We start from the raw sequence: 25,678 nt of genomic DNA, 5'->3' as shown, positions 1-25,678 counted from the left end.
TAGCGCAAAAGGCAGCGCGATCTCACCAATTACAAATGCCGCGATAACTAGGAAAAATTTCTTTCTCGGACTAATTTTATTTTCCACAGTTCCCACATCCAGATATTTTTAATAGACAAATGACTTATAAATCACCCCCACAAACCTTACACTTCCTACTAGGCCAGGCCAGCCAAAGCAACCCCCACCTTCTATTCTTGCTCACAATTATTGATTCACCGAATTTATCACATTTAATGCTAGTTATGATCATAGAAAAAATCATGAAAATAATGAAGATTGTTACATGAACAGGGACGACATCTTCAAGCACAACAGGAACCGCCACGATCGACACCAAGGCCAACGTCAAAGATAAGATAAATCTTTTTTTTGCACTCATATAACCCACCACACCGATTATAACCAAAATATCTCAGCGCCTGATTAATTCTTAGGGACGCGACATGCGATGCGCCAACCGAGTATGGCAACGCAGAAATACCTTGACCCACCGAAAATTCAATAACCATTTTACGCAACGCCCCAAGGCGCACCCAAATTAGTCATTACCCGAGATCAGTTTCACAAACGGGGCATTTTTTTGCGGGAAATATAGTATTGACAGCTCCCCAAGATGAGTTTGGAATCCGTCCAACCAGATTACCGCATACCGGGCATTTAATTCTGGAGCTGTACCAGCCCGACCACAGCAATATGATCAGCGCGGTAATCGCCGGATGAACATATCTTGATAATCCCAAAGACAAAATAAGCTCAGATATTAAAAATGCAGCCGCCACCAGGAAAAACTTTCTTCTTGGAGTAATTCTAGTTGTCACACCGGCCTCACCTTATTTTTGTAGTATACCGTTGATCGTAAGCGTTCCTGCATGAGATACAATCGTCAAACCCATCTTTGCGGCTGTTCTGCATTACCGAACTGTAAGCCGTGCATTATTTCAATGTTTGAATATTTTTCTTAACCATGGAGTAATATCATTTTCTATGTAACCCATTGAATTTAAAAACATAGTCAGAAAAACGGAGATGGCGCCGACGGAAACAAATCCAATTCCAATCGCTCTCAATATTGGAGTGTCTGAAAAAAATAAACTAAAAGGAAGTCGATTGACGCCCCGGCGAGGCAGAGCGCCTTAAATGCAAATATCCTCGATGCTTTCATCGTCAGAAGCAACTATAGGCTGTTTTATTCAAAAATGTACCAGCGCTAAATGATGCGCCGGTTGCGCTTGCAGTTATTCCGCCAAGTCCGCGAGCGAAGCTACTTCCACCTCCCGAAGAATGTGAGATTTCTCCCTCCCCGGTTAAACCGTTTCCGCCTTGCCAATAGGCACCGTAAGACGTTTGCGTGCCACTTGCTAGAGGGCCGGTACCGATCCCTCCAGCAACGCCTATGGTTCCCCATGCGTCTCCCATTCCACCTCCTACTGATCCGCTGCGATACAAGCAAAACGTCGCATTTGTATCAATTGCCAAACCGGCATCACTGATCAATGCTACCTCCTATCAAAATCATTGCTTCTCTTCGGCGAAAAAAATAGCCTAAAGTAACTGCCAAACACACGCCTCTTATGGTCTCCGCATCAAGTCCTGATGGAGAAAAACCCATTACCACCACATAGGCGATAAATGTTATTCCAAAAGAGACAAAGCCGAGGCAAAGCGCATCAAGTCCCCTTTTCAAAATCGCTCTTTTAGCCACCACAATATCTATTCTATCCATATACAACCGATGCATCCGTAGCCACACCAGCACTCCGACCGCCGCCACAGCCCCCGAACCTCGATTGATCTCGGATCTCTGAGATATGTAATTGTTCCGTATTTATTTCATACATACAGAAAAAATCTAAATTCGCTCAACCTATCCCTTCCAGCTACGAGGCAAGATATGACATATATGCAATAGTTAAATCCAAAAATAAATGTCACTGTATACATGTAAAATCCAGCGCTTATCCACAAAAGATATGCTGCAATCAGATATGATAATTTTGCATATGCAGCAATGGTGACATTAATATTTCTTGTAACCTTTCCATTCACCAACGAAGGTGATTCGTCATATGAACCCCACACCGCAAACCTTAGTATGAAAACTATCCACATTATAAAAAATACGTAAAAAGCAAAGAACGTAAAACTCACAACTCCGTGATAGCCAGAGATGATCAAGCCATACATGAAATAAAGCAATGGAACAATTGAACATCCCAGTCACACGAATCGCCCTTTGTTTCGATATTTGAGATTTTTAATCATACGCCGTAAGAATCGAATTCTATGCCACATTTTCTACATTTTTTTTCAAGAAATGGACTCCATATAACCATCCTTCCCACCCTCCCAACTTTAAGCACAGATTCATCACAATTTGGACAACGAATTGAAGCACCAAAGATCGCCAAGAGCATCGCACTAACGGGTAAAATTAATAAAAAATACCCACTAACCCTCAAAAGCAATATCGTCGATAAAAATGAAATGACACAAAGAATATATATGGAAATAACTTTTCTACTTGTAGCATTCATCTCACTTGCACCTCGAATATCCAAGCGCCCTGAGCGCATCATTTAACGTTAGAGTTACACTTTTTGTTGGACCTGCGGTTAAAGAGAATGGGGTACCTCCACTCACTCCCATCGATAGAGATTGTGGGATTTTAGTAAGCGATGCCCCCGGACCCGGGCGTGGAAGCGCCCAACCCGCTGCCACGCTCATGAATTTAAATGAACCGGCGACGTCCAGACTTAGGCCGCTTATATTGGTCGACTGCCCTGCAACCGTTCCCAAATTGCCACCGGCGCTCGCACCAAATCCGACGCGGAGACCTCCTGCACCAAACAAGCCAATATCAAAGCAACTGTCCCCCATGCCAGGATTCAATAGAATCCCGCCAGAAATGGTAGCCCCGACTCCTGCGACTGCTTCCAGACTTCCCCCAATAGTTACCGTCGGGCTCCCCTTCGCATACAGCAACGTGACAGCTTCAGGATCGGGGGGACGATTCGCCGTCACGTTCATAGCGCTATAGTTTGTTGTGACACTGTCTCCAAGCTCACGGCGCTGCCCGGTAGAGCTACCCCATCCCTGAAACCAACCCGCAACACCACCCCAACCTCCTGAACCGCCAACACAACCACTCCCCGTCACACTCCACGACCCATCCGAGTTCATCACCGCATCGCTCCTGCACGACGCCGCAACCATCCCGGTAGGATCGGTGAACATCATGGGGTTGTTGTTGGCGTAGGCGTAACGGGCGAAGTTGAAGATATCGCCCGGGGTCGACTGGATCGGATCCGCCGACAGAAACCGCCCCAGATCCGCATCGTAATAACGCGCCTGCATATACGTCAGGCCCGTCAGCGGATCCTCGTAGTGACCCGTATACCCCGCCGTCTCATCCTTGCTGGTGTTCTGCACCGCCGCTCCACATGCTGTGTACTAAGTCCGCGTCACGATCTGGGCTTTCCTATTGTCATGACTACGTTCTGACGGCGCATCGATATCGTGAGCGGAATGACTTAACAATGATTCAAACCGGATATTCGCGGGCCTGCAAGACAACGCGCCCTCTGGATTGGTCTGCCGAGTACAGGCCAGGCTTGGCGCTAGCGCTCTCTATTATTGCAAATGCACAAGATTGTAAAAATCGACACATTCACACATGCGATCGCCACTACCCTTCCAAGGACCGCACAAAAAGCACCAGCATCACCACCCAAGAAAACATAAATACAAGCAATAAATATGCATTTATTTTACAACCCTTCCTGATTTTAGAGAATTCTGGATTTCTTATTAGACCAAATATGTATGTTGGATACTGGCTAAACATGGAAGGCGACCCCAGCAATTCATATATTTTCTTATAATCGTTTCGTAAATTAAATATCATCACCCAATTAGTTATATACAGCACAAGTAAATTAAAGAAAAGCAAACTGAAATAAAATATCACTTTCATCACCTACATTTAAATTTGGTCGATGCACTCACTTTTGACCTGCCAGCATATAAATCGCCAACCAAGCCAAGTCTCGCCAGAGACCCACCACCCGGACAAGCTATCGCTTGACTGACTTGACAGCCTGATCTTCCGTAAGTCATTTATCCTTTTTCCTTGAAGGAAATATATACATAAGCGTAATCGCTAGCGCGCCCCCACGCATTATCTCCAAGTCAAAGCCAGGCGGAAAAAACCAAAAACGATTCTGTATAGAAAAAATCCAATACAAAATGCAAGCAAACCAAAACCAGTACCTTTTACACATCTCAGGTAAAATTGCTTTTTAGTTTCCACAAAAATTATTCCATCCAGACTCGATAGCAAAATCGGTCATTGCACCTGCGGTACCGAATACAGGACCTGCAACTATTGCGCCCGCACCTAAGCCTCTATTCGTCACTGTTGCCACACCTGCATACATAACCGCCCTACGTGAAATTTCAGCGCCTCGACCAGGATTACTACCTGTTACTTTTGATATAAAGTAAAATGTCAGACCATTGATTGCCACAGAGTTAGGCCTGGGATCACTAAGATAAGTGTTCATGATGCTCGCGACCGTGCCCGATGCATCGCTACCCATGTATGGTCCTGACACATTTGCAATTGTCTGAGCGGCGCCAGCTAGAAAAGCTCCCGATATCGCTGTAGCGCCTACGGCATATGGATTTCCCTTGCCATTTGCAGCGCCCGTAAGCGCACCTGTCACTAAACCACCTGCCATCGCACCCGCAACACTCGCCATTCCCTTGCTGCACGCAATGTCGCCAACACTCGACATCTCCATCTTCGGGAAAATAGTCGTGATGTTAGCTGCCGCCACTATCACCGGAGCGAGGTTAGTTATCGAGCTACCACCACCTCCAGCAACGCCAGGCTCCCTCGGTGCGCCCAACGCACCGCCTCCCCACATAGGAAACCAACCCGCAACACCACCCCAACCTCCTGAACCGCCAACGCAACCACTCCCCATCACACTCCAGGACCCATCTGAGTTCATCACCGCATCGCTCCTGCATGCCGCCGCAACCATGCCGGTAGGATCAGTGAACATCATTGGGTTGTTGTTGGCGTAGGCATAACGGGCAAAGTTGAAGATATCGCCCGGTGTCGACTGGACCGGATCCACCGACAGAAACCGCCCCAGATCCGCATCGTAATAACGCGCCTGCATATACGTCAGGCCCGTCAGCGGCCGGTATATAACAAACCCAACGAATGTAACAATGCGAAAACTCCAGGTCGCATTGGCATTTCATAAGAAGAACGCGATTTGAGGCGAGCGTCATTATTGACAATCATTTCGATTTTCCTGAAGACCACCGATGAGACTCCTTCTTCAAGAAATACCTAACACCCATCCCTAAGGCTAGGCCCTGGATAATGACTGCATCCAGGCCAGGCGGGAAAAACCCCATGAATATCCTATATATCAAATACACTACCGCCTGAAATCCTAAAACGATAAGCAACGTTCTTATCAAAATAGCAACGAACTTCATAATTCAATTTCCACAGTAATTGTTCCATCCAGCCTCTATTGCTATATCGGTAGCTGCACCAGCCGCTCCAGCCATGGGACCGGCCACTAAGGCTCCGGCACCCAAGCCCCTATTCATGATAGTTCCGGCGACGCTATACATCCCTATCTTTCCAGTAAATGCCGCGCCAGACCCTGGGTTTTTGCCGACAAGCTTTGACACAAAATATGCCGTCAAGCCGTTTGCCGCGATAGCATTTGGAGACATATCAGTTATCGCTGTACTTAGCACGCCAGATATCGTCATTGCAGATGAATCTCCTCCATAAGGGCGCGTCACATTCATAAATGTCTGTGCGGCGCCCGCACTGAGTCCGCTTACTATTGCCGTACCAGCGATTGCGTAGGGATGCCCCCTTCCGTTCACAGCGCCAGTAATTCCGCCAAGAACAAATCCACCAGCAGTAGATCCTGCAACACTCGCCATGCCCTTGCTGCACGCAATGTCGCCAACACTCGACATCTCCATCTTTGGGAAGATAGTCGTGATGTTAGCTGCCGCCACTATCACCGGAGCGAGATTGGTTATCGGACGACCTCCTCCTCCAACAACGCCAGGCTCCCTCGGTGCACCCAACGCACCACCTCCCCACACAGGAAACCAACCAGCGATGCCACCCCAACCTCCTGAGCCGCCAACACAACCACTCCCAGTCACACTCCAGGACCCATCCGAGTTCATCACCGCATCGCTCCTGCACGACGCCGCAACCATGCCGGTAGGATCGGTGAACATCATGGGATTGTTGTTGGCGTAGGCATAACGGGCGAAGTTGAAGATATCGCCCGGTGTCGACTGGACCGGATCCACCGACAGAAACCGCCCCAGATCCGCATCGTAGTAACGCGCCTGCATATACGTCAGGCCCGTCAGCGGATCCTCGTAGTGGCCCGTGTATCCCGCTGTCTCGTCCTTGTGGGTGTTCTGCGCCGCCGCGCCGTACGCTGTGTATTCCGTCTTCGCCACCACTCGCGCGTTCGCATCGGTCATGACCACATTGCTGCCCAGGCGGTCGGCATGGATGTAATACGTGCTGTCGGCTACCGCGGGCGCGGCAGGTACAGCGTACAGGCCCGAGCCGTTGAGCAGCACGTTCTGACCCGAGCCCGGCAAGGCGAAACCATAGACGTACAGCAGCTTGCCGGCGAACTGTTGACGCATCGATATCGTCAACGTGATGACGAAGCGGTGATATAGGCCGGTGGTTCCGCAGACCTGCGACACCGCCGGCTCGCTGTACTGATTCGCCTGATACACGCCAAGCTTGGTACCACCGCTACCGGCAGGCGCGCCCGCGTAGACATCTACCTGGGACGAAGTCCACGACCACCCCGTATTGCAGGCCCATCCCCTCAGGGTGACTTCGCCTGAGCTGGCTGTGTAGATGCCATCGACGTGCCCTTGTACTGGGTGATTGTTGGCCGCCATGGCCGGCCGGGATAACAACGACAAGGCCGCCAGGGCCAGGCCAGCCCCTAATTTTTCCGCTTTCATGAACATTCCCTTGTTGTGCCGCCCTGCGGCGGCACTGCTTGCCTTGAACTCAGGTCATCGCTCTCTTAGGGGCTTTCGTTTGAAAGCCCGGCGGCGGACGCGCTGGAGGCGGCTGACGATGTCTCGGACGATGTCTCGGATGCCGCGGTTTGCGATCGGGTCGGAATGCCACCGATGGGTACCAGGGTCAGGATGACCTGGCTCTCCGGTGAACACCCATCGGCATTGCACGCGCTCACCTGGATGACAAAGTCGCCTTGGCGAATGACGGAGTACGTGCACTCGGTGGCTGCCGTTTCGCAACTGAAGGGCCAGTTGGTGGTGACCTTGTAGTGCGTAGCTCGCGCGACCGGATCCCAGGCGACACGCAGGAGAAAAGGAAACCTGACATTGAGCATGCCGCCCGTGGGCGATGTCACTCTGGGCTGCGAGGGAGGGCCCGTTTCGCCGGGATCGACAATGACCTTTTGCGTTGTGTCGCTGAATTTCCAGCCTCGGGTCCCGTAAGCGTTGTTGGCGGCGACGCGATACTGGTAAGTGCCGACACGGTTACCCGGGCGTTGCAGCGCGTTCTGGGCCAAGCCCGTTGCCACGCGCGTCCAGACCAGCTTGCCCGAGCGGTCTGTCTCCCCTTCTTCGACGTCATAAGTCGAAGCGCTATAGGCCGAATCCCAGCGGATGACGTAATCGGTTTTTTGCACGCCCTGTGGGAAGTGGAACCGCGCGATTTTTCGCGGCGACACGCCCATGGGCCCGGAAACCACCCACTGCCCGCACGTCGATGCGCATGCACGTAGACGATAAGTGTACGTTCCGCCGGAGCGCTGATTATCCGGCTGCGAGTAAGTGAAGCTGGTGTTCGTACCGCGGTAGATCGCCCGCCAGGCCCCACCGTCGAGGCGCTCCTCCAGTTCGTAAGTTGCCGATGCACCCGCCTTGCCCCAGGCGATGATGTAGTTGCCATCGGTCGGGCTGCCCGGCGTAAAGGCAATGGCGCCCGGCTGGTCCAGTTTGCGCGTGGTGGTCTGCGCCACGAGCATGCCGCCGAGATAGATGTAGTCCGTTTCACCCGAAGCGACATCGTTGTCGCGCTGATAAAGCAGCTGACCCGACCGGCTATAGACGTAGGTCGTCTTGCTGCCGCCCACGCCCAACCGCGTCTTGAGCACGCGATGGCCAAACGCATCGTATTCGTACGATTCGCGCCCGGCGACCTCGGTCAGGCGGTTGGAGACATCGAAGCTGAAAGGTGTGCTGTCGCGCTGTATCACGTTGCCGCGCGCGTCGTAAGCGAATTGATGCTCCTGGCCGTTCGCGCCACGTGCACGGGTGAGGCGGTTCAGCGGATCGTACTGGTAGTCGCGCTGCAAGCCGGCGTCATTGACGACACGGCGAATATTGTTGAGCGGATCGTAGCTGTAGGTTTCCGAGTTGACCGCGCCCGGCAATACGGCGCGCGTCAGACGGTCCAGCGCATCGTAGGCAAATTCGCGCTTGCTCGATGCCGTATCCGACAGGTCGACAGCCTGCGTCAGATTGCCCTTGGCGTCGTACTGGAAATCCTGACTGAACAGCAAGCCGCCGCCGGGCAGCACATAGCTCATGTTGCGAGGCAGACGTCGGGCGTTCTGCTCGGCGACATACTCGATGCCGTTGCCGTACTTGAAATACTCGAGTTCGCCATTGGGCAGATAGCGCGCGGAGTTTGCAAAGCCGGCCGCCTTGGTGGGCCTGCCCCAACCGTCGGGGGCATGGTCGATTACTCGCCCGTCGGGATAAGTCGTAGTGGCCAAGCCTCCGTTGGCGTCGTAGGTGTAACCGACGGCATAGGGAATCCCGTCGACGGTCAATGTCTCGCCCGTAGGCAAGCCGCGCCGGTTGGTGTTGTAGGTCCAGCGGGTCACACCCGTATCCGCACTGGCAAGCTGGCCGAGCGCGTCATAGGTGAAGCGCGCAGATCGCGTTCCCGCCGGATAAACCACGGAGAGCAACCGGTTCATCGCGTCATATCTACGCTGTGTTCTGCCTGCTGTGCCGACTTGATCGTGCCCGCAACCGGCGCCGTTGACCTGCACGCCCTGTGCGGACCAGATCATGCGACCACCCGCGTCGTAGTCAACGACCGTGCTGCCTGTTTCCGGCTCGATGGTGCGACATAAGCGCCTGAAATAGTCGTAGACAAACTCGCGCGTCAGCGACACCGGCGCGTTTTCATAAAGCCCCGACTGCGTCAGGCTCAATGGCCATCCAAAGACGTCGCGAACGATCGTTTGCGTTACTCCGCCAGGAGCGCTCAGCTTGATCAGTTCCGCATCAGCAGGATCGTCGAGCACCTGCCAGTGTCGCGTGGTCACGGCGCCCTTGGGGTCCGTGGTTTGCGTCTGCGCGCCGGCAAGATAGGCCATGGAGGTACTCAACCGCCCCAGCTCGGAATCCTGTTCCGAACGCGTCGGCCGGCCCAGCGAGTCGTAGACCGTGTGGATGCCTTGACTGAGTTGATCGAGGCTGGCCAAACCCGCCTGCGGATAGGATTCGAAGAAGGCCCGCCCCTGCTCGTCGTAGGCCCTGCGGACGCTCACGTCCTGACTGCTATCTCGCAGGAACGAGAGTATAGGGCGCTGGAGCGCGTCGTAGTAAGTCAGCGTGACCGTATTGCCTCGCTGCTCATGCGTGCGCCAATGCCCGCCTTGCAGCCCCCAGCGCGACTGAGGATCGAACTCATAGGTGATGCGGGTGTCATTCCACGCGGTGCTATCGCCTTGCGGTGCACCCAGGCGCGTGATCCGGCCTACCGCATCATAGTCGTAGGTCGTTGTCGTGCCCGCTCGGTCAGTACGACTGACCACGTTGCCGAAGCCGTCCAACGCCTGGCCTTCGTTCGTACCGTCGGCATAGATGATTTTACGCGGCACACCGAGCTGATAGTCCTGGTACTGAGTGGCCAACCCATTCGCATCGATAACCTCGGCAAGCTGACCCTGCGCATTGTAGGTATAGCGCGTCAGCGTGCCAAAACGGCGTTGCTGCGACAACGTCACTTGCGCCGGATCGTAGACGTTGCTCAACACGCCTTGTTGGGTACCCATCTCGACAATCGACTCGGTAAGACCGAGCAGCCAATGCCGCGTGTCATTGAGATATCTCACACCAAGCACCATGGCCGGCTGACCACCGATGCTGTTGCCGCGGCGGATTCTCATCGGCTGGGCGAATACGTTGAACGTCTCGAAGTCGGTCGTATAGGTGTCGCCATCCTGAAGCAGCTGCCGCCGCGTCAGCGGTTGCATGATCGCCTCCGGCGCAACGTTGCCACGCGTGCGCGGAGCAGCACCCAGCCGCACCGGATAGGGGCCGGCACCAACAGCTGCGTACTCGAACAATGTGCGCCGTGCGGTAGATCCATCGGCTCGGCGGTCGACGTCGATGCTGCGTATCTGTCCTTCAGTGTGATCGGCGATGTTGCTGAATGTGGTTCGGTCGATGCGACCGTTGGGATTCACCACTTCAGCCCATGCTGGCGACTCGGCTTCCGACGAATAGCGATACGACCACGCTGGCGTTCCCACACTGGCACCGCTATAGCTGCGCTGCACCAGCGACAATGTGTCATAGCGGGACGGTACCCAGGGGAACGCAAGCGATTTATCGCACGTGTCGGCGACGCCGGAGCGAGCGTGCCGAACCCCTTTGAAAGTCACCTGCTGAGTGAGCCCGGCCGGACTGGTCATCGAACCGATATAGGTTCGTGCCGCGTCAAAAGGAGCAACGCTGTTGCAAGTGGATTTTCCGCTGTAATCGAGTGCGGCATCACTCAAGGCGCGCAGTTGATAGCGCCATGCGGTGCCGTCCGGGCGGGTGACGCCGACGAGTGTTTCCCGCCCGCTCCCGAGCCCCTCGTAACTGTAGGACCAGGTGCGGGAATGGCCCGGCGTTGGGCTGAGTATCACGCGATCGACCAGCCGGGGGACGTCTGATCGGTAGGAGAGCTGAATGCTCGCCTGATCCGTACTTCGGTAGCGGTCAGCCGGTCGCCTTCGTAACTGAAGTCGAGCGCATTGCCGAAGCGGTCTTCGATGTGCGTTACCAGCATCGATGCGCGAAAGCGCTGTACCGTGCCCAGACCGTCCAGGGCTATGGCCGGCGCGGGTTGGTACACAAGATGGTTGAAAACATAGTGGACGCCCGCGGGCGACACGGCGGCGAAACCTTCGCCAGGTTCGCCGTTGTTCAATTGACCGACGCAGTGAATCTGCCAATGCTGTGCGGTCAGCAACGGGAACGCCAAGGCGTTACCACGGCCGTCATTCATGCGTGGTGCCAGCGTATTGGCTTGATCGCGCTGCAAGATTTCCTGCGGCGCAAATCCGGGGACACGCAATTGATAGCCTTGCCACCACAGATCGGCAGAGAGATCGCTTATGGGAGGCTGGCCGTGAATGGGTGAAATGCCCATGTCAGGCCCCCGCGCCCGGGAACCTTTCGGGCTCCATGACGGCGGCGCGCCGAATGCGCTGCATCGTGCATACGGATGTTCGCCCGCGACACGCCAGCCATGCCCGTCGTCGTAGCGCACGGTCAGCGTGGTTATGCGTGGCAGCTCCCATTGCCAATCGCCCAGCGCTCCCGCGCCCGAGACATCGAAAGCCGTGGAGCCGGGGATGAAACTACGCGTCAGGGAAAGCGGCAATCCGTTCGTTTCCTGAGAAACGTCGGTTTGTTCCAGCGTCATTTCGCCGGTCAAGGGATTGAATTGCTCGCCGAACTGGCCCGCATCCGGGAGAGGAATGCGCTGACGAAGACCAACCTGCTCTCGCAATTCAGCCGCTGGAGAAATGGCCTGCGCCTGCAGAGGCGCTGAAATAACGCACGCCAGGAAAAAATTGATCAGCGCTGCGGAGCGCACGCAAATACTCATGCGGTTTCATCCTGAAAAAACTCATCCCTAACGGCACGCAATACATTGCTTACCGGAAAACGAGGGTCATGATGTCACAACTTTCCGCAACAATCCGCAATATTCGTCACATCAATGTAGAAGCCGAATATCAGCGTGTATTCTTGATGAATTGATCGGGATAAATCCGACAACTCGAGAGGTGCTTCTACTTCATGAGATAATCGAATCTTTAATGTGCTCTTGATGAATGTCTGCGGACATGACACGGTTACGCCCTGCACGTTTTGCCGCATAAAGCGCAAGATCCGCACGCCGCAGAATCGCCTCGGTTTCGTTGTCTTCCGGTTGCGATACAGTCACGCCGATCGAAACCGTCAAGGATTGAACCTCGCCTTCGATCCATAGCTGCGCGTTTTCGACCGCAAGCCGAATCCGTTCGCCCAGTACCAGCGCCTCACCCAGACTGGCATCAGGAGAGAGCACCACAAACTCTTCGCCACCGACGCGACCAATGACATCGCGTCGCCCCAGACTCGCGCGAATACTATCGACCAGCGTGAGCAGCACCTTGTCGCCACCGTCATGGCCGAATCGGTCGTTGATACGCTTGAAGTGATCCGCATCCAGCATCAGTGCAGCAAACGGCCGACCGGTCTGTCGTGACCGATCGAGCAGACTGCTGGCTTTCTCGGCCAATGCGAGGCGATTGTTGACGCCGGTCAACGGATCGATGCGCGCGACGCGTTTCAGGTCCGCCTGCATCGCTTCGTTGTACATCAACAGAAAACCGATGCTGGTAAACGTCGGCTGCATCGCGGTGAGCATCATGTAGATCGTGTTGACCAGCGTGCGATCCAACAGGCCACCCGGCGGCGCCCGGCCAAACAGCAGATCGACGATACGCCAGGCAAGCAACCCGGCAGATATCGCCAGCACGCCAAGCATGACGCGCTCTGCGTTGGAGCCTCGTTTACGCAGGCAATGACGCAACGGCTTGATCAGAAAGGTCACGTCGACCGCGATGGGCAACGACGCCCACAGCACGCGCACACGATAGTTGGGCTCCACCATCGCGTACCAGACGATGACCAGCCAGCATGCGGCGCTGACAAGCAATACGATGCTCTGTCGCGACGGCGCGCCGAGCAGCATGCGCAATGCACGCACCGTGAGCGCATACGACAGCAAGACCAGGCCGTTGGCCAGCACGATCGACCACCAGTCGCCAAGGACGCCACGCAGGCCCAACAACCACCAGCCAGCGGCCTCGAACAGCAGCGCCCAGCCGCGTATGCGCAGGCTCGCCTTGGCGACCCCGGCATAACTGCGCGTGGCGACCAGCAGCACGATCGCCAGCAAACCGGCTTGTAGCGCGCCCAGTACTGCAATGGACGCCAGGTCGATGGCCATAGGCTCCGTAGGTTCACCTAGCGAGCCCCATAACCTAGCGGACCCTTACTATGCTATCGGCCGCAAGCGCAGTAACTTGAGGGCTCTTTGGTCGTAAACAGCGGCCAGCTTGCTGATTTGTGATGGGCTTTGGACTACTCCAGCACCCGCCACAGGCTCTAAGATCGGCCAACAGTCAGCTACGAGGCAGCGCGGGACACACGGATGGCAAAACTGATTCCAAGCCGTAATAGCTGCCTTTCGCGCATGACCGCCGGCGAGAAGCGCCTCTCCGAGCGCCTGGAGCAAAAGCTCGAGGACGACTATCTGCTCTGGTACGACGTACCGATCGGGCTCAAGCAGCGCCGACCGGACTTCGTCGTGTTTCACCCGCGCCGTGGCCTGCTGGTGCTGGAAATCAAGGACTGGAAGCCCGACACCATCCGCCACGCCGACACCACCCAGTTCACCCTGGTGACCGACCGCGGCATGGTCAAGGAGACCAACCCGCTGCTGCAGGCGCGCGCGTACGCACTGGAAATCGGCGTGGTCCTGGAGCGCGACCCGGCCCTGCGCCATCCGCCCGGCCACCGGCATGCGGGCAAGCTGATCATGCCCTGGGCCTACGGCGTAGTGCTGGCCAATGTCAGTCGCAAGCAGTTCGACGAGGCCCAGCTGGGCGAGGTTCTACCTTCCCATCTGGTGCTCTGCCGCGACGAAATCTACGAGACGGCGGATATCGAGACGTTTCAGGAACAGCTGTGGGCGATGTTCCCGCAGGTCTTTCCTTGTGCTCTGACCTTGCCGCAGATCGATCGCATCCGCTGGCACCTTTTCCCCGAGCTGCGCGTGGAGCTGGGCGAAGGCCAGTTCGGCCTCTTCGCCAACGGCACCTCCAACAGCAGCAAGCCGGTCGAGATTCCCGACCTGATCAAGGTGATGGACGCACAGCAGGAACAACTGGCGCGTTCGATCGGCGACGAGCATCGCATCATTCACGGCGTTGCCGGCTCGGGCAAGACCATGATCCTGGGCTATCGCGCGATCCATCTGGCGCGATCCCTGTCCAAACCGATCCTCGTGCTTTGCTACAACAAGACGCTCGCCGCGCGGCTCGATCAGCTGATGGGCGAGCGCGGCCTGAGCGACAAGGTGCAGGTCTACAACTTCCACAAATGGTGCCGAAAGATGCTGGTGGCCTACCACGTGGAACTGCCGCCCAAGCACGACGATTTCGAAGGCATGGTCGAGCGCGTGATGGCCGGTGTCGAGCGCGGGCAGATCCCGCGCTTTCAGTACGGTGCCGTGCTGATCGACGAAGGGCACGACTTCGAACCGGACTGGTATCGCCTGATCGTGCAGATGGTCGACCCGGATACCAACTCGTTGTTGGTGCTCTACGACGACGCGCAGAACATCTACGGCAAGACGGATCGCCCGAAGTTCACCTGGAAAAGCGTCGGCGTGCAGGCACAAGGCCGCACGACGATCCTGCGCATCAATTATCGCAACACGATGGAGATCCTGTCGGTAGCACGCCGCTTCGCCAACGAGTTGCTCGACGAGCATGACGATGACGACGATGGCGTACCGCTGATCGAACCGCAAAGCGCCGGACGGCGCGGTGCGATACCCGAATTGATCCGTGTCGAACACGCCGCCGATCAGCTCGGCGCAATCATCGACTGCCTGCGCGATGAGCACGCACAAGGCCGCCGCTACTCGGACATGGCGGTGATCTTCCGCAATCTGTGGGAAGGCGAGAAGTTGCACGAAGCCCTGGACCGCGTGGGTATTCCCAGCCGGCTCGCCGACCGTAACGGCAAGAGCGCGCTGTTCGTCGTCGACGATACGGTCAAGCTGGTCACCATGCATTCCAGCAAAGGCCTGGAGTTTCCCATGGTCATCATTCCCGGCCTGGGGTCGCTGCCCAAGCCTGGCAAGGATGAAGCCGAGGAAGCGCGTTTGCTGTATGTCGCCATGACGCGTGCTACCGAGCGACTGGTGTTGATACACCATGAAGATTCGATATTCAGCGCACGCATCCGTTCGTCGATCAACGATGTGCAAGGGCAATTGGCGCAACACGCGCTCGGACATGAAAAGGTGTTGTCCTAACGACGGCTCGCTTGCATGCCAGCGGTGACAGGATCAAAGTGAGCGACGCAGTAAGGTCCCGTTTCACTTTTCATTCACGGGAGTCATTCGATGAAACGCCTTGCTTGGTTAGTATCGGCCTTAATTGCTTTCGCGCTTCCCGCGTGGGCGCAAGCCGCCGAAGGTATCGTCGTCGCGAACGTCAACCTGCGTGCCGGCCCGGATATCGGTTATCCGTCCATCAACATCGTTCCGGCCGGCGTTCGCGTCGATATCCAGGGATGCATACAGGGTTACGAATGGTGCGATGTCATCGTGGGCCCGGACCGCGGCTGGATCGCAGCGGGCTACCTGCAATACCTGTATCAGAATCAGACCGTCTACGTACAAGACTATGGCCCACGCATCGGCTTGCCGATCGTGAGCTTCGTGATCGGTACGTATTGGGGCAACTACTACGCCAACCGCCCCTTCTATCGTCAGCGCGATTACTGGTATCGCCGCCCGTACGTGCATCGCCCGCCACCGCGGCCGCCGATACATCGCCCGCCGCCGCGTCCGCATCCCGGCTGGGGTGGCGGACATCGTCCGCCGGGGAATGGTCATCGACCGCCAGGCAATGGTCACCGGCCACCACCGGGCAACGGTCATCGGCCCCCGCCAGGCAATGGCGGCAATCGACCGCCACCCGGTAATGGTCAGCGACCGCCGCCTGGCGGGGGCAACCGACCTCCCGGTGGTGGCGGAAACAGGCCATCGCCAGGGGGTGGCAATCGTCCGCCGCAAAATGGTGGCAGGCCGCCAGGCGGCGGTAATGGAAATCGTCCCCCACAGGGCGGCAACCGTCCGCGGCCCGAAGCCAAACCCGCCGGTCAATAAGTCTCATGACAAACGCCGCGAATATCGCGGCGTTTGTCATTTACCCCACGGCCACCAGCCTTGTCCTGTCTGCGCGTAGCGATCGGCGGCGCGTTCGAATCGGTTGCGTACGCTTACGCCACCGCATAGCAAGTAAATCGGTAGAAACAGTGGACCGAGCGCGAGATATTGATATACGTGAGCGCGTTCGTGATCGGCCAGCGAGATCTCTGGCTCGAATCCCATTCCCGCGCGATGGGCGTAGGTGTGACAGGGGCTGTCCAGTTCGTCGCCTGTGTAGAGAATCACGTTGCCCAGTGTGAGTGCGCCTCCCGGGCCCCAGGGTAAATGCCTGAAGACCAGGGCGAGTTCTTGGCGGCGCCATCGAACGTCCGCGCCGAACAGGAAGCCAACGCAGCCGATGAGGATGCCGAGCATCGTGTTGGGTGATGTCCACATCATGCCCAGGGTGATGGCTGTTTTGCGTGTGGGGCTCATGTGGGGATTTTATCTGCGCGGACGAAGGGAGACTGTTATTTCTCCTACTTCGTCATTCCGGCGTAGGCCGGAGCCCAGTGGCGTCAGTGTTTGGTTCTTGCCTGGGTGTTCGGGCGATCTGGCCGCTTGCGCAGCGGGCGTTTCACTCGCCTGCCGGCGAGCGAGTCACTTTCTCTTTGCTGGCCCACGCTTGCGCGTAGCGCATGCGAACGGCGAAGCCGGCCCGGAGGGCGGAGGACCTTTAAGTCCGGAGTAAAGAGAAAGTAACCAAAGAGAGAATGGCCCTTTGGAGCCAGAGCTCTGAGTAGCATTGAGGGATAAAACCGTTCGGACCGCCTACTCGAATCGACAGGGGACACTTCTGGCGCTTCTGAGGTACGCCGAATTGGTGCGCGAAGCGTCGCGGCGCTAAGGACTTAAAGCGTTTGCCCTCTCACCCTCGCCTACCCCTCTCGTCATTCCGGCGCAGGCCGGAGGCGCTTTTCAACAGCGAAGCTGGTCATCCATACCTCAGGGTTTCCGCTTGCGACATGTTGTCTGACGAGCGAAAGACTGAGGAATAGATTTCGGCCTTCGCCGGAATGACGACTAGGGGAGATGGAGCGCGGTTGGGGGTTGCGCTTCGCTCTTGGCAAGCGATGCGCAGCGAGCGGTCAGCTCTTCGGGCTCCCTCGGGAGCCGAGTGAGGTTTGGACGATCAGGCCCCGAAAGGGGACTCGGCAGGAACGCCGAGTCCTTTTCGACAGGACAGGGACGTTCCCGGATCAAGTCCGGGACAGGCTCTGTCGAAAAGCCCGGCCAAACCTCACGGTCGCGCAGCGACGGCGGACTAGGGGTGTCCTTTCTTTGGTTATCTTTCTTTACTCCGGGCCGGCTAGCGCCGTTCGCACTGCGTGCGTGGACAAGCAAAGAAAGTAACTCGGCGGCCGGCAGGTCGGCGAAACACGCCGGAGGCGACTTTCTAGCCTAAGCGCAGAACCAGAGCGACAGACGCTCTCGCGACAACCTACCACCGAAGCCACTGGATGACCAGCTTCGCTGTTGTAAAGCGCCTCCCGCCTTCGCGGGGATGACGAGGTTTGGAGGAATGGGGGAAACCATGCTGGCCTATGCAGGAATGACGAGAACGAGAAGTCAGCTAACCACCAAACCATCACTTCTTCGGCGGCACCAGATGCAACCGCGGCGACGTCCGCGCTTGCGGCGACAGCATCCGCTCGATCTCGGCAGGCACCACCGGCCGCGAATACAGATAACCCTGCGCCTCCAGACACCCTGCACGCAACAGGAAATCGTGCTGCTCCTGCGTCTCGATGCCCTCGGCGATCGTCCCCATCCCCAGGCTCTTGGCGATCGCAAGAATCGCCTCGACGATCGCCACGTCATTGCCCTCGCCCGGCAGCCCGGTAACGAAAGAGCGATCGATTTTCAGGTATTCGATCGATGCCAGCTTCAGATAGGCCAACGACGAATACCCCGTACCGAAATCGTCGATCGCAATACCGATACCCAGCGAACGCAAGGTGCGCATGGTGTGCTCGGTTTCTTCGCTCTGTCGCAGAATGGTGCTTTCGGTAATCTCGATCAGCAGGCGCGCCGCCGTGATGCCACTGGCATGCAATGCCTGTCGGGCCGCTTCGGCAAACGAAGCATGGCCAAAAGAACCGGCCGATACGTTGAAGGCAATGCGGATCGGCGGCAGACGTTGCTGCTCCCACGCACGGATCTGGTTGCACACCGCCTGCATCACCCAGGCATCGATGCGGCGGATCAGTCCCAGGCTTTCGGCCAATGGAATGAATTCGTCCGGCATCAGCTCGCCGCGATCCGGATGCCGCCAGCGCAACAAGGCTTCGGCGCCGATGATGCGGCCGGTGCGCAGGTCGATGCTCGGCTGATAGACCAGATAGAACTCGCCACGCGCCAGCGCCAAACGTAGATCGGCACCCAGCAACAGGCGCTTGCGCGCATCGGCGAGCATCAACGGCGTATAGAAGCGATACGCGTTGCGCTCTTCCGTCTTTGCCGCGTACATCGCAGCGTCGGCATGGGTGATCAAGGTGATCGGGTTGCTGCCATCGAGCGGATAGCCTGCGATACCGATACTGGCGCTCAGTACGATTTCGTAATCGACCACCTGCAACGGCTCCGCCAGGCGTGCCAACAACCGATTGGCAAAGGGCGCAGCCTCTTCGCGCGTGCGCAGGCCGGTCAACAGCACAGTGAATTCGTCGCCACCGATACGGCCGGCGACATCGCCCTCGCCCAGCTCACCGCGGATGCGTTCGGCGACCTTTACCAGCAGGTGATCGCCGATGGCATGGCTATAACTGTCGTTGACGACCTTGAACGCGTCGAGGTCGACGAACAGCACCACCGCCGCACCGTGCTGGCGCGTAGCGATATCGATCGCCCGCGCACAGTGACGCTGGAATTCGTCGCGATTGGCCAAGCCGGTCAGCGGATCGTGCGTCGCCAGGTATTCCAGGCGCTGCCGATCGGCCTTGGTCGCGGTGATATCGGTAAATACCGCCACGTAGTGCTGCACTTCACCATCGGTGTCGCGGATGGCACTGATGCTGAGCCATTCGGGATAGCTGCTGCCGTCGCGGCGACGGCTTTGTACTTCGCCGACCCAACTGCCACCGCCTTCGATGTCCTTCCAGATGCTTTCCGGCAACGGCTGGCCATTGGGCAGGCAGCGCGTGGCATCGAAGGGCCGGTTGTGCATGGCCTGGGCGGAATACCCGGTAATGCGCGAATGCGCGGCATTGACGGTGATCACCAGGCGCTTGGCATCGGCGATGATGATGCCTTCGACCACGCTCGCCAGCGCTTCGGCTGCGACACGGCGCTCCTGCTCCATCGCCATGCGCTCGGAGATATCGCGAATGATCGCCTGACGTACCGAGCGTTCGCCCCATGTGGCCAGGCTGCTTTGCGTCTCCACCGGACGATCCTGGCCGTCAGGCCCATGCAAGGCGCTGATCACCGATGCACCGACCAGACGTGCGCTGCCCGGCACGAACAGATCGGCGAAGCTGCTGCCGATCAGGCTGCTCATGCTCCGTCCGGTCCATTGGGCGGCGGTGCGATTGACGTCGAGGATGCGCCCGCTGTGCTCGTCGACCATCACGATCGCGTCGGCGGCGCTGTCGAACAACAGTCGGTAACGTTCTTCGGTACCGCGAATATTGACCAGCACACGTCGCGCCATGCGCAGCCACAACATCGACGCCAGGCATGCGGCGATCAGCACACCGATAAACAGCACCCGTCCGAGCCAGGCCGCGCCGTGCGCGATCTCCAGCGAAAAGCGGTTTGCACGTGGCTCGATAAACGTACTCAGCTCGTTGATGCGACCACGCTGACGGGTCACTTCCGCTTCGGAAACGCCACCGCTCTGGTAGCCGTGCTGTAACTCGTCGGCGATGCTGCTCAATTCTTCGATCGGTTTGTCGACCGAGCGCCAGGCGCTCAGCGCCTCGTTCATATAGGGCGCGCTGGACACATACTGGAGCATGAAGATCATGCCCGGGATGGCTTCGGGAATGACGCTGCCGCGCAGAAAATCGTTGGTGACCTGCTGGTGGTCGAATTTGCCGCTGTCGATCGCATCGCGCGCCGCGCGATCGGATCTGAGCACATCATAGTTTCGCCGGAAACTTTCCAGCGATTCGGTATGTCCATCGACCGCGTAGTTGTCCAGGTCGATCACGGCCTGCTTCTGCGCCTTCGACCAAATACTCTCGCCGTTGAGGAAACCGGCGAGAGTGACCTGAACTTGCAGCGCCCCCCAGGTCAAGGCAAGCACTAACGCCATGATGCCGGCCAGCGCATAGACCAGCGGCATCAAGCGTCGAGACAACGGTTTTTGTACTGCGTCTTGGACGTTACGCATCGCGTCCTGTTTCCATTGTCGTTACACCGCAAACCGGCCGATGCGTATCGCCCCTTCACACACTCGTCACGCAGCAGCCTCGCTAACCGCCCACGGATCGCGATGCACATCCATACACCTATCCAGCGTGATGCGCATACTTACATAACTGCGACGCACGCACTCCCCAAGATAGGCAGCTTCAGCCGAAGATGGCGATGCCCCGGCCAGCGTACAGACAATCTCCAACGCTTCCCAGGGATGAGTGTCGTCATAGGCGGCATGTAACTGCAACCAACGAAGGCTTTTGGTCCTGGTCGGTGCCGGCATGCTTTCCGCGTAAGCGGCGCTTGCATACACCAGTTGGGACCATTCGCCCGTGGCACCCTCCACGGCATAGTTGGTGGCTACCATACCGGCAGCCAGGGGTCCGTGACTGCTGATTTCTTCACACCAGCGTGCAAGCGTTTCCGATCCGTGCGGCGCCTGGCCGGTCAACACCTCTTCCCTGGACACGCCGGCCCCCTCAGCCCAGCTGAGCCAATGTTCGGCATGATTTTGCTCCACACGGATGTTTCGGACCAGCCAGCGGCGGGCCATATTGTCGCCCGGGCTGCGGCCAAAGCGGGTCTTGAGCAGGTTCATGGCCATATAGCCCGGGAACCGCTCGATCACCGGCCACACGCCGACCATGAAATGGCGGGTGCCGGTGGCGCCGAGCCTGCCCTCGCACATGGCCGGCCAGATTTCGTGGTCGACCACCCCCTGCTTGGCCTCCTCACACTCCATCACCATGTCCTGCGCCCATTGCGGGTAGCTCGACAGTTCCATCAACGGGCCAGTGCGTTCGAAGCGAACGTTCATATTGCTATCTCCTTCAGAGTCGGTAGCAAGAGGCCCTGTGACCTCCTGCCGGGTTTCCGGTCATAGGAGGTCCTATGACCGATCGTACCCCGGCGCCGCGGACGACACCGGAATTCACGTGACCCTTACCCGACAACGAAGGCAGATCAATGTACTTTGTCTGCGTATACATGCGGGAACCGCCGATGGCGGCGCTCCGCACGCGAGCGCCGATCAAAGCATCGGCAGTTTGAGTCCCTGTTCTTTGGCGCATTGGACGGCCGTGTCATAGCCGGCATCGGCGTGACGCATCACGCCGGTCGCGGGATCGTTCCAAAGGACGCGGGCGATACGCCGGTCGGCCGCTTCGCTGCCGTCACAGACGATCACCACGCCGGAATGCTGCGAGTAACCCATGCCCACGCCACCGCCGTGATGCAGGCTGACCCAGGTCGCGCCTCCAGCGGTATTGAGCATGGCGTTGAGCAGCGGCCAGTCGCTGACAGCATCGCTGCCGTCGCGCATCGCCTCGGTTTCGCGATTGGGGCTGGCGACCGAGCCGGAATCGAGGTGATCGCGGCCAATAACCACCGGCGCCTTGAGCTCACCCTTGCGAACCATCTCGTTGAACGCCAGACCCAGCTTGTGCCGCTGCCCCAGACCTACCCAGCAGATGCGCGCCGGCAAACCCTGGAAACTGATGCGCTCGCGCGCCATGTCCAGCCAGTTGTGCAGATGCGGATCGTCCGGAATCAACTCCTTTACTTTCTGGTCCGTCTTGTAGATGTCCTCCGGATCGCCGGAGAGCGCCACCCAACGGAACGGCCCTACGCCGCGGCAGAACAGCGGCCGCACGAAGGCGGGCACGAAACCCGGGAAAGCAAATGCATCGGCACAGCCTTCGTCCTTGGCCATTTGACGGATATTGTTACCATAATCGAAGGTCGGAATGCCTTGCTTGTGGAAAGCGAGCATCGCCTCGACATGCTTGCGCATAGCTTGCTTGGCCGCCTTGGCGGTACCCACCGGATCGCTCTTGCGTCGCTCGAACCACGCCTCCACCGTCCAGTCTGTGGGCAGATAGCCGTTGACCGGATCGTGCGCACTGGTCTGGTCGGTCACCGCGTCCGGACGAACGCCCCGACGCACCAGCTCCGGCAGAACATCGGCGGCATTGCCGAGCAACGCCACCGATACGGCACGCCCTTCGGCGGTATACCTGGCTATGCGCGCCAGCGCGTCGTCGAGATCGGCCGCCTGTTCATCGACATAGCGCGTCTTCAGACGGAAATCGATGCGGCTCTGCTGGCATTCGATCGTCAACGACGATGCACCGGCCAGACTGGCCGCCAGCGGTTGCGCGCCGCCCATGCCGCCCAGGCCGGCAGTGAGAATCCACTTGCCCTTGAGGCTGCCGCCGTAGTGCTGGCGCCCCATCTCGACAAAGGTTTCGTAGGTGCCCTGCACGATGCCCTGCGAGCCGATATAGATCCACGAACCGGCCGTCATCTGGCCGTACATCATCAGGCCCTTGCGGTCGAGCTCGTTGAAGTGTTCCCAGTTGGCCCACGCCGGCACCAGGTTGGAATTGGCAATCAATACGCGCGGCGCATCCACATGCGAGGGAAACACGCCCACGGGCTTACCCGATTGCACCAACAGCGTTTCGTCGTCGTTGAGATCGCGCAAGGCGCGCAGGATCGCGTCGAAGCACTCCCAGTTGCGTGCCGCGCGACCGATACCGCCATAGACGACCAGTTCGGCGGGGTTTTCCGCCACCTCCGGGTCCAGGTTGTTCTGCAGCATGCGAAACGGTGCTTCGCTGAGCCAACTCTTGCAGGACAGCTCGGTACCGCGTGGGGCGCGGATGCTGCGGGTGGTGTCGATACGCGTGGGAGCATTCATGCGAACTGGCCTTGGGAACGGCGGAACAGACCTCCGATTATGAACATCGCCGGCATAAGCTGCCATCTGCACCGCGCCAAAAGGGTGCTCCGGCCCTGCCCAACATTGATGTCCGAAAACGGCCAGTACCGGTGAGCCGCCAGTGCTAGCCTTGCTTTCATGGACACTCGACCGACCACCCCCAGCAGTCCGATACCGCTCGATCGGCAGATCTGCGACCAGGCCAGGATGAGCCGGGACATGCGCTTTGACGGCCTGTTTTTTACGGCCGTGACCAGCACCGGCATCTATTGCCGACCGGTATGCCCGGCACCGTCGCCCAAGCCGCAGAACATTCGCTACTACGCCACGGCCGCTGCCGCCGAGGCAGCCGGGTTTCGCCCCTGCCTGCGTTGTCGACCCGAGCTTTCGCCAGGCAACGACAGCTGGCGGCATGGCGACCACGTGGTCGCGCGTGCCTTGAAGCTGATCGAACACGGCGAGCTGGAGAGCTTGTCGCTGGAAGACCTTGCACAACGCGTCGGCGTCGGTTCGCGCCAGCTACGCCGCCTGTTCGTCGACAAGCTCGGTGCGCCACCGATTCATGTGCACACGACGCGGCGCCTGCTGTTCGCCAAGCAGTTGCTGACCGAGACCGCAATGCCGATCACCGAAGTGGCCATGGCATCGGGCTTCGGCAGTTTGCGCAGGTTCAATACCGCGTTCCTGCAAGCCAACCGGATGTCCCCGCGCGAACTGCGGCGACACCCACGCGCGGCGCCCGGCGAAGCGCTGGTGCTGCGCATGGGTTATCGGCCACCGTATGACTTTGCCGCGATCCTGGCGTTCCTGCGCGGGCGTGCACTGCCTGGCGTGGAAGCGGTCGACGAGCACAGTTATTCGCGTGTGTTCGGTGACGCCGACGCACCGGGTTGGTTGCGCCTGAGTGCATGGCCTGGCGGCGAGCCGGCCTTGCAGTTGGAACTGCATTGCCCGCAGCCGCAACAGATGCTGCATGTGATCGGCCGGTTGCGCCGCATGTTCGATCTGGATGCCGATCCGCAGGCGATCAGCGACAGCCTGCGCGGCGATCGCCTGTTGAAACCGATGCTGCGCAAATATCCGGGCCTGCGGCTGCCCGGCGGCTGGGATGGCTTCGAAATTGCCGTGCGCGCGATCCTTGGCCAGCAGGTGTCGGTAGCCGCCGCAAGAACGCTGGCCTCCCGCATCGTGCATCACTACGGCGTGGCGTTGGATGTCCCCGGCCAACTTGGTCTGGAACGATTGTTCCCCGGCCCGGAACGACTGGTCGATGCCGATCTGGCCGTGATCGGGCTGACTCGCGCACGCGCCGACACCGTCCGTGGCATGGCGCGCGCGATGCTGGATAACCGCGTGGATTTTCGCAGCGAACAATCGCTGGACGAGTTCGTCGAACGCTGGGTTGCGTTGCCTGGCATCGGCGAGTGGACGGCTCACTACATGGCGATGCGCGCGTTGAGCCACCCCGATGCGTTCCCTGCCGCCGACCTGATCCTGCGCCGCGTGGCAGCCGATGGCGGCGATGCGTTGAGCACGAAGGCACTGACCGAACGCGCGCAAGCCTGGCGCCCCTGGCGCGCCTATACCGTGATGCATCTGTGGCGTGCTGCAACCGATGCCGCCATGCAAACCAAGAAGGCGACTGCATGACCTCGACAACGATCTACTACGACGATATGCCCAGCCCCGTAGGCCGGCTGCGCCTGGTGGCCGATGGGGAATGCCTGCGCCAGGTCTGGTTCGAACGGGAACGGCATCCGAAAGCCATGGGCAGCGACTGGGTCCGCAACAGCGATGCGGTGGCCTTTGCGCGGGAACAACTGGAGGAATATTTCGCCGGCATGCGCCAGGCGTTCGACCTGCCGTTGCGCCCCCTGGGTACGCCGTTTCAATGCGAGGTATGGAGTGCCCTGGCGAACATCCCCTATGCCAGCACCGTCAGCTACGGCCAGCTCGCCCAGCGCATCGGCCAACCGCTGGCGGTACGTGCGGTAGGTGCCGCCAACGGGCGCAATCCGCTGCCCATCATTCTGCCTTGCCACCGGGTCATCGGCGCCAACGGCAGCCTCACCGGTTTCGGTGGCGGCCTGCCGACCAAGCGCTGGTTGCTCGCGATGGAGGATCAGGTGGCGCGTGGGGATTTGTTTGGCGCGCGTGCTGCTCAATAGGAGAGGCTGCCGCGAGCACCCGGCCTCCGCACCCCAACCCTCTCCCCCGCTTAGCCAGGGGAGAGGGTT

At 58.4% G+C, this 25,678-nt stretch carries 14 protein-coding genes and 1 pseudogene; 4 read left to right on the top strand and 11 right to left on the bottom strand.

Annotated elements, in window-relative coordinates; genetic code table 11:
* Positions 1–1,486 precede the first annotated feature (1,486 nt).
* The 7 genes and pseudogenes from ACZ6WW_RS22020 to ACZ6WW_RS21990 form a co-directional block, all read right to left on the bottom strand.
* The gene (locus ACZ6WW_RS22020; protein ID WP_465276094.1) at positions 1,487–1,726 is read right to left on the bottom strand and encodes a hypothetical protein; all 240 of its coding nucleotides are present in this window, start codon (positions 1,724–1,726) and stop codon (positions 1,487–1,489) included.
* 812 nt (positions 1,727–2,538) lie between these two features.
* A pseudogene (locus ACZ6WW_RS22015) lies at positions 2,539–3,441 on the bottom strand (RHS repeat-associated core domain-containing protein); the annotation flags it as partial.
* Between the two features lie 860 nt (positions 3,442–4,301).
* Positions 4,302–5,201, bottom strand: a complete 900-nt coding sequence (locus ACZ6WW_RS22010) for an RHS repeat-associated core domain-containing protein (protein WP_465276118.1) — start codon at positions 5,199–5,201, stop codon at positions 4,302–4,304.
* A 322-nt stretch (positions 5,202–5,523) separates the two neighbouring features.
* Entirely contained in the window at positions 5,524–7,053 is a 1,530-nt protein-coding gene (locus ACZ6WW_RS22005; protein WP_465276093.1) for an RHS repeat-associated core domain-containing protein, read from the bottom strand.
* A gap of 65 nt (positions 7,054–7,118) precedes the next feature.
* Entirely contained in the window at positions 7,119–11,000 is a 3,882-nt protein-coding gene (locus ACZ6WW_RS22000) for an RHS repeat domain-containing protein (protein WP_465276092.1), read from the bottom strand.
* Entirely contained in the window at positions 10,997–11,968 is a 972-nt protein-coding gene (locus tag ACZ6WW_RS21995; RefSeq protein WP_465276091.1) for a hypothetical protein, read from the bottom strand. The genes ACZ6WW_RS22000 and ACZ6WW_RS21995 overlap by 4 nt, the downstream gene beginning before the upstream one ends.
* Positions 11,969–12,160: 192 nt before the next feature.
* Positions 12,161–13,360 (bottom strand): GGDEF domain-containing protein, encoded by a 1,200-nt coding sequence (locus ACZ6WW_RS21990; protein WP_465276090.1) that lies wholly within the window; start codon positions 13,358–13,360, stop codon positions 12,161–12,163.
* Positions 13,361–13,564: 204 nt separating this feature from the next.
* Between ACZ6WW_RS21990 and ACZ6WW_RS21985 the strand changes: the two genes are divergently transcribed.
* Both ACZ6WW_RS21985 and ACZ6WW_RS21980 read left to right on the top strand, forming a co-directional pair.
* Positions 13,565–15,457, top strand: coding sequence for a 3'-5' exonuclease (locus tag ACZ6WW_RS21985; RefSeq protein ID WP_465276089.1), 1,893 nt, complete (start codon positions 13,565–13,567; stop codon positions 15,455–15,457).
* Between the two features lie 90 nt (positions 15,458–15,547).
* Positions 15,548–16,315, top strand: coding sequence for an SH3 domain-containing protein (locus ACZ6WW_RS21980; protein WP_465276088.1), 768 nt, complete (start codon positions 15,548–15,550; stop codon positions 16,313–16,315).
* Between the two features lie 36 nt (positions 16,316–16,351).
* Here the strand turns inward: ACZ6WW_RS21980 and ACZ6WW_RS21975 are convergent, their stop codons facing one another.
* The 4 genes from ACZ6WW_RS21975 to hutU all read right to left on the bottom strand — a co-directional run bounded on the left by ACZ6WW_RS21975 (position 16,352) and on the right by hutU (position 23,420).
* Complete coding sequence (locus tag ACZ6WW_RS21975) at positions 16,352–16,792, bottom strand: hypothetical protein (RefSeq protein ID WP_465276087.1); 441 nt, start codon at positions 16,790–16,792, stop codon at positions 16,352–16,354.
* Between the two features lie 1,153 nt (positions 16,793–17,945).
* On the bottom strand, positions 17,946–20,693 hold the full coding sequence (locus tag ACZ6WW_RS21970; protein ID WP_465276086.1) for a putative bifunctional diguanylate cyclase/phosphodiesterase: 2,748 nt from the start codon (positions 20,691–20,693) through the stop codon (positions 17,946–17,948).
* A gap of 66 nt (positions 20,694–20,759) precedes the next feature.
* A complete protein-coding gene (locus ACZ6WW_RS21965; protein ID WP_465276085.1) occupies positions 20,760–21,536 on the bottom strand; it encodes a TenA family transcriptional regulator in 777 nt (258 codons plus the stop codon).
* A 213-nt stretch (positions 21,537–21,749) separates the two neighbouring features.
* On the bottom strand, positions 21,750–23,420 hold the full coding sequence (gene hutU, locus ACZ6WW_RS21960) for a urocanate hydratase (protein ID WP_465276084.1): 1,671 nt from the start codon (positions 23,418–23,420) through the stop codon (positions 21,750–21,752).
* Positions 23,421–23,579: 159 nt separating this feature from the next.
* Between hutU and ACZ6WW_RS21955 the strand changes: the two genes are divergently transcribed.
* Positions 23,580–25,091, top strand: a complete 1,512-nt coding sequence (locus ACZ6WW_RS21955; RefSeq protein ID WP_465276083.1) for a DNA-3-methyladenine glycosylase 2 family protein — start codon at positions 23,580–23,582, stop codon at positions 25,089–25,091.
* Positions 25,088–25,609: a methylated-DNA--[protein]-cysteine S-methyltransferase gene (locus ACZ6WW_RS21950; protein WP_465276082.1), complete on the top strand. Its 522-nt coding sequence runs from the start codon at positions 25,088–25,090 to the stop codon at positions 25,607–25,609. The genes ACZ6WW_RS21955 and ACZ6WW_RS21950 overlap by 4 nt, the downstream gene beginning before the upstream one ends.
* The last annotated feature ends 69 nt before the right edge of the window (positions 25,610–25,678 follow it).

The sequence above is a fragment of the Dyella sp. NPDC103356 genome, assembly GCF_055584465.1.
The sequence above is the reverse complement of the archived record's forward strand: the minus strand, read 5'-3'. Positions and strand labels throughout refer to the sequence as shown.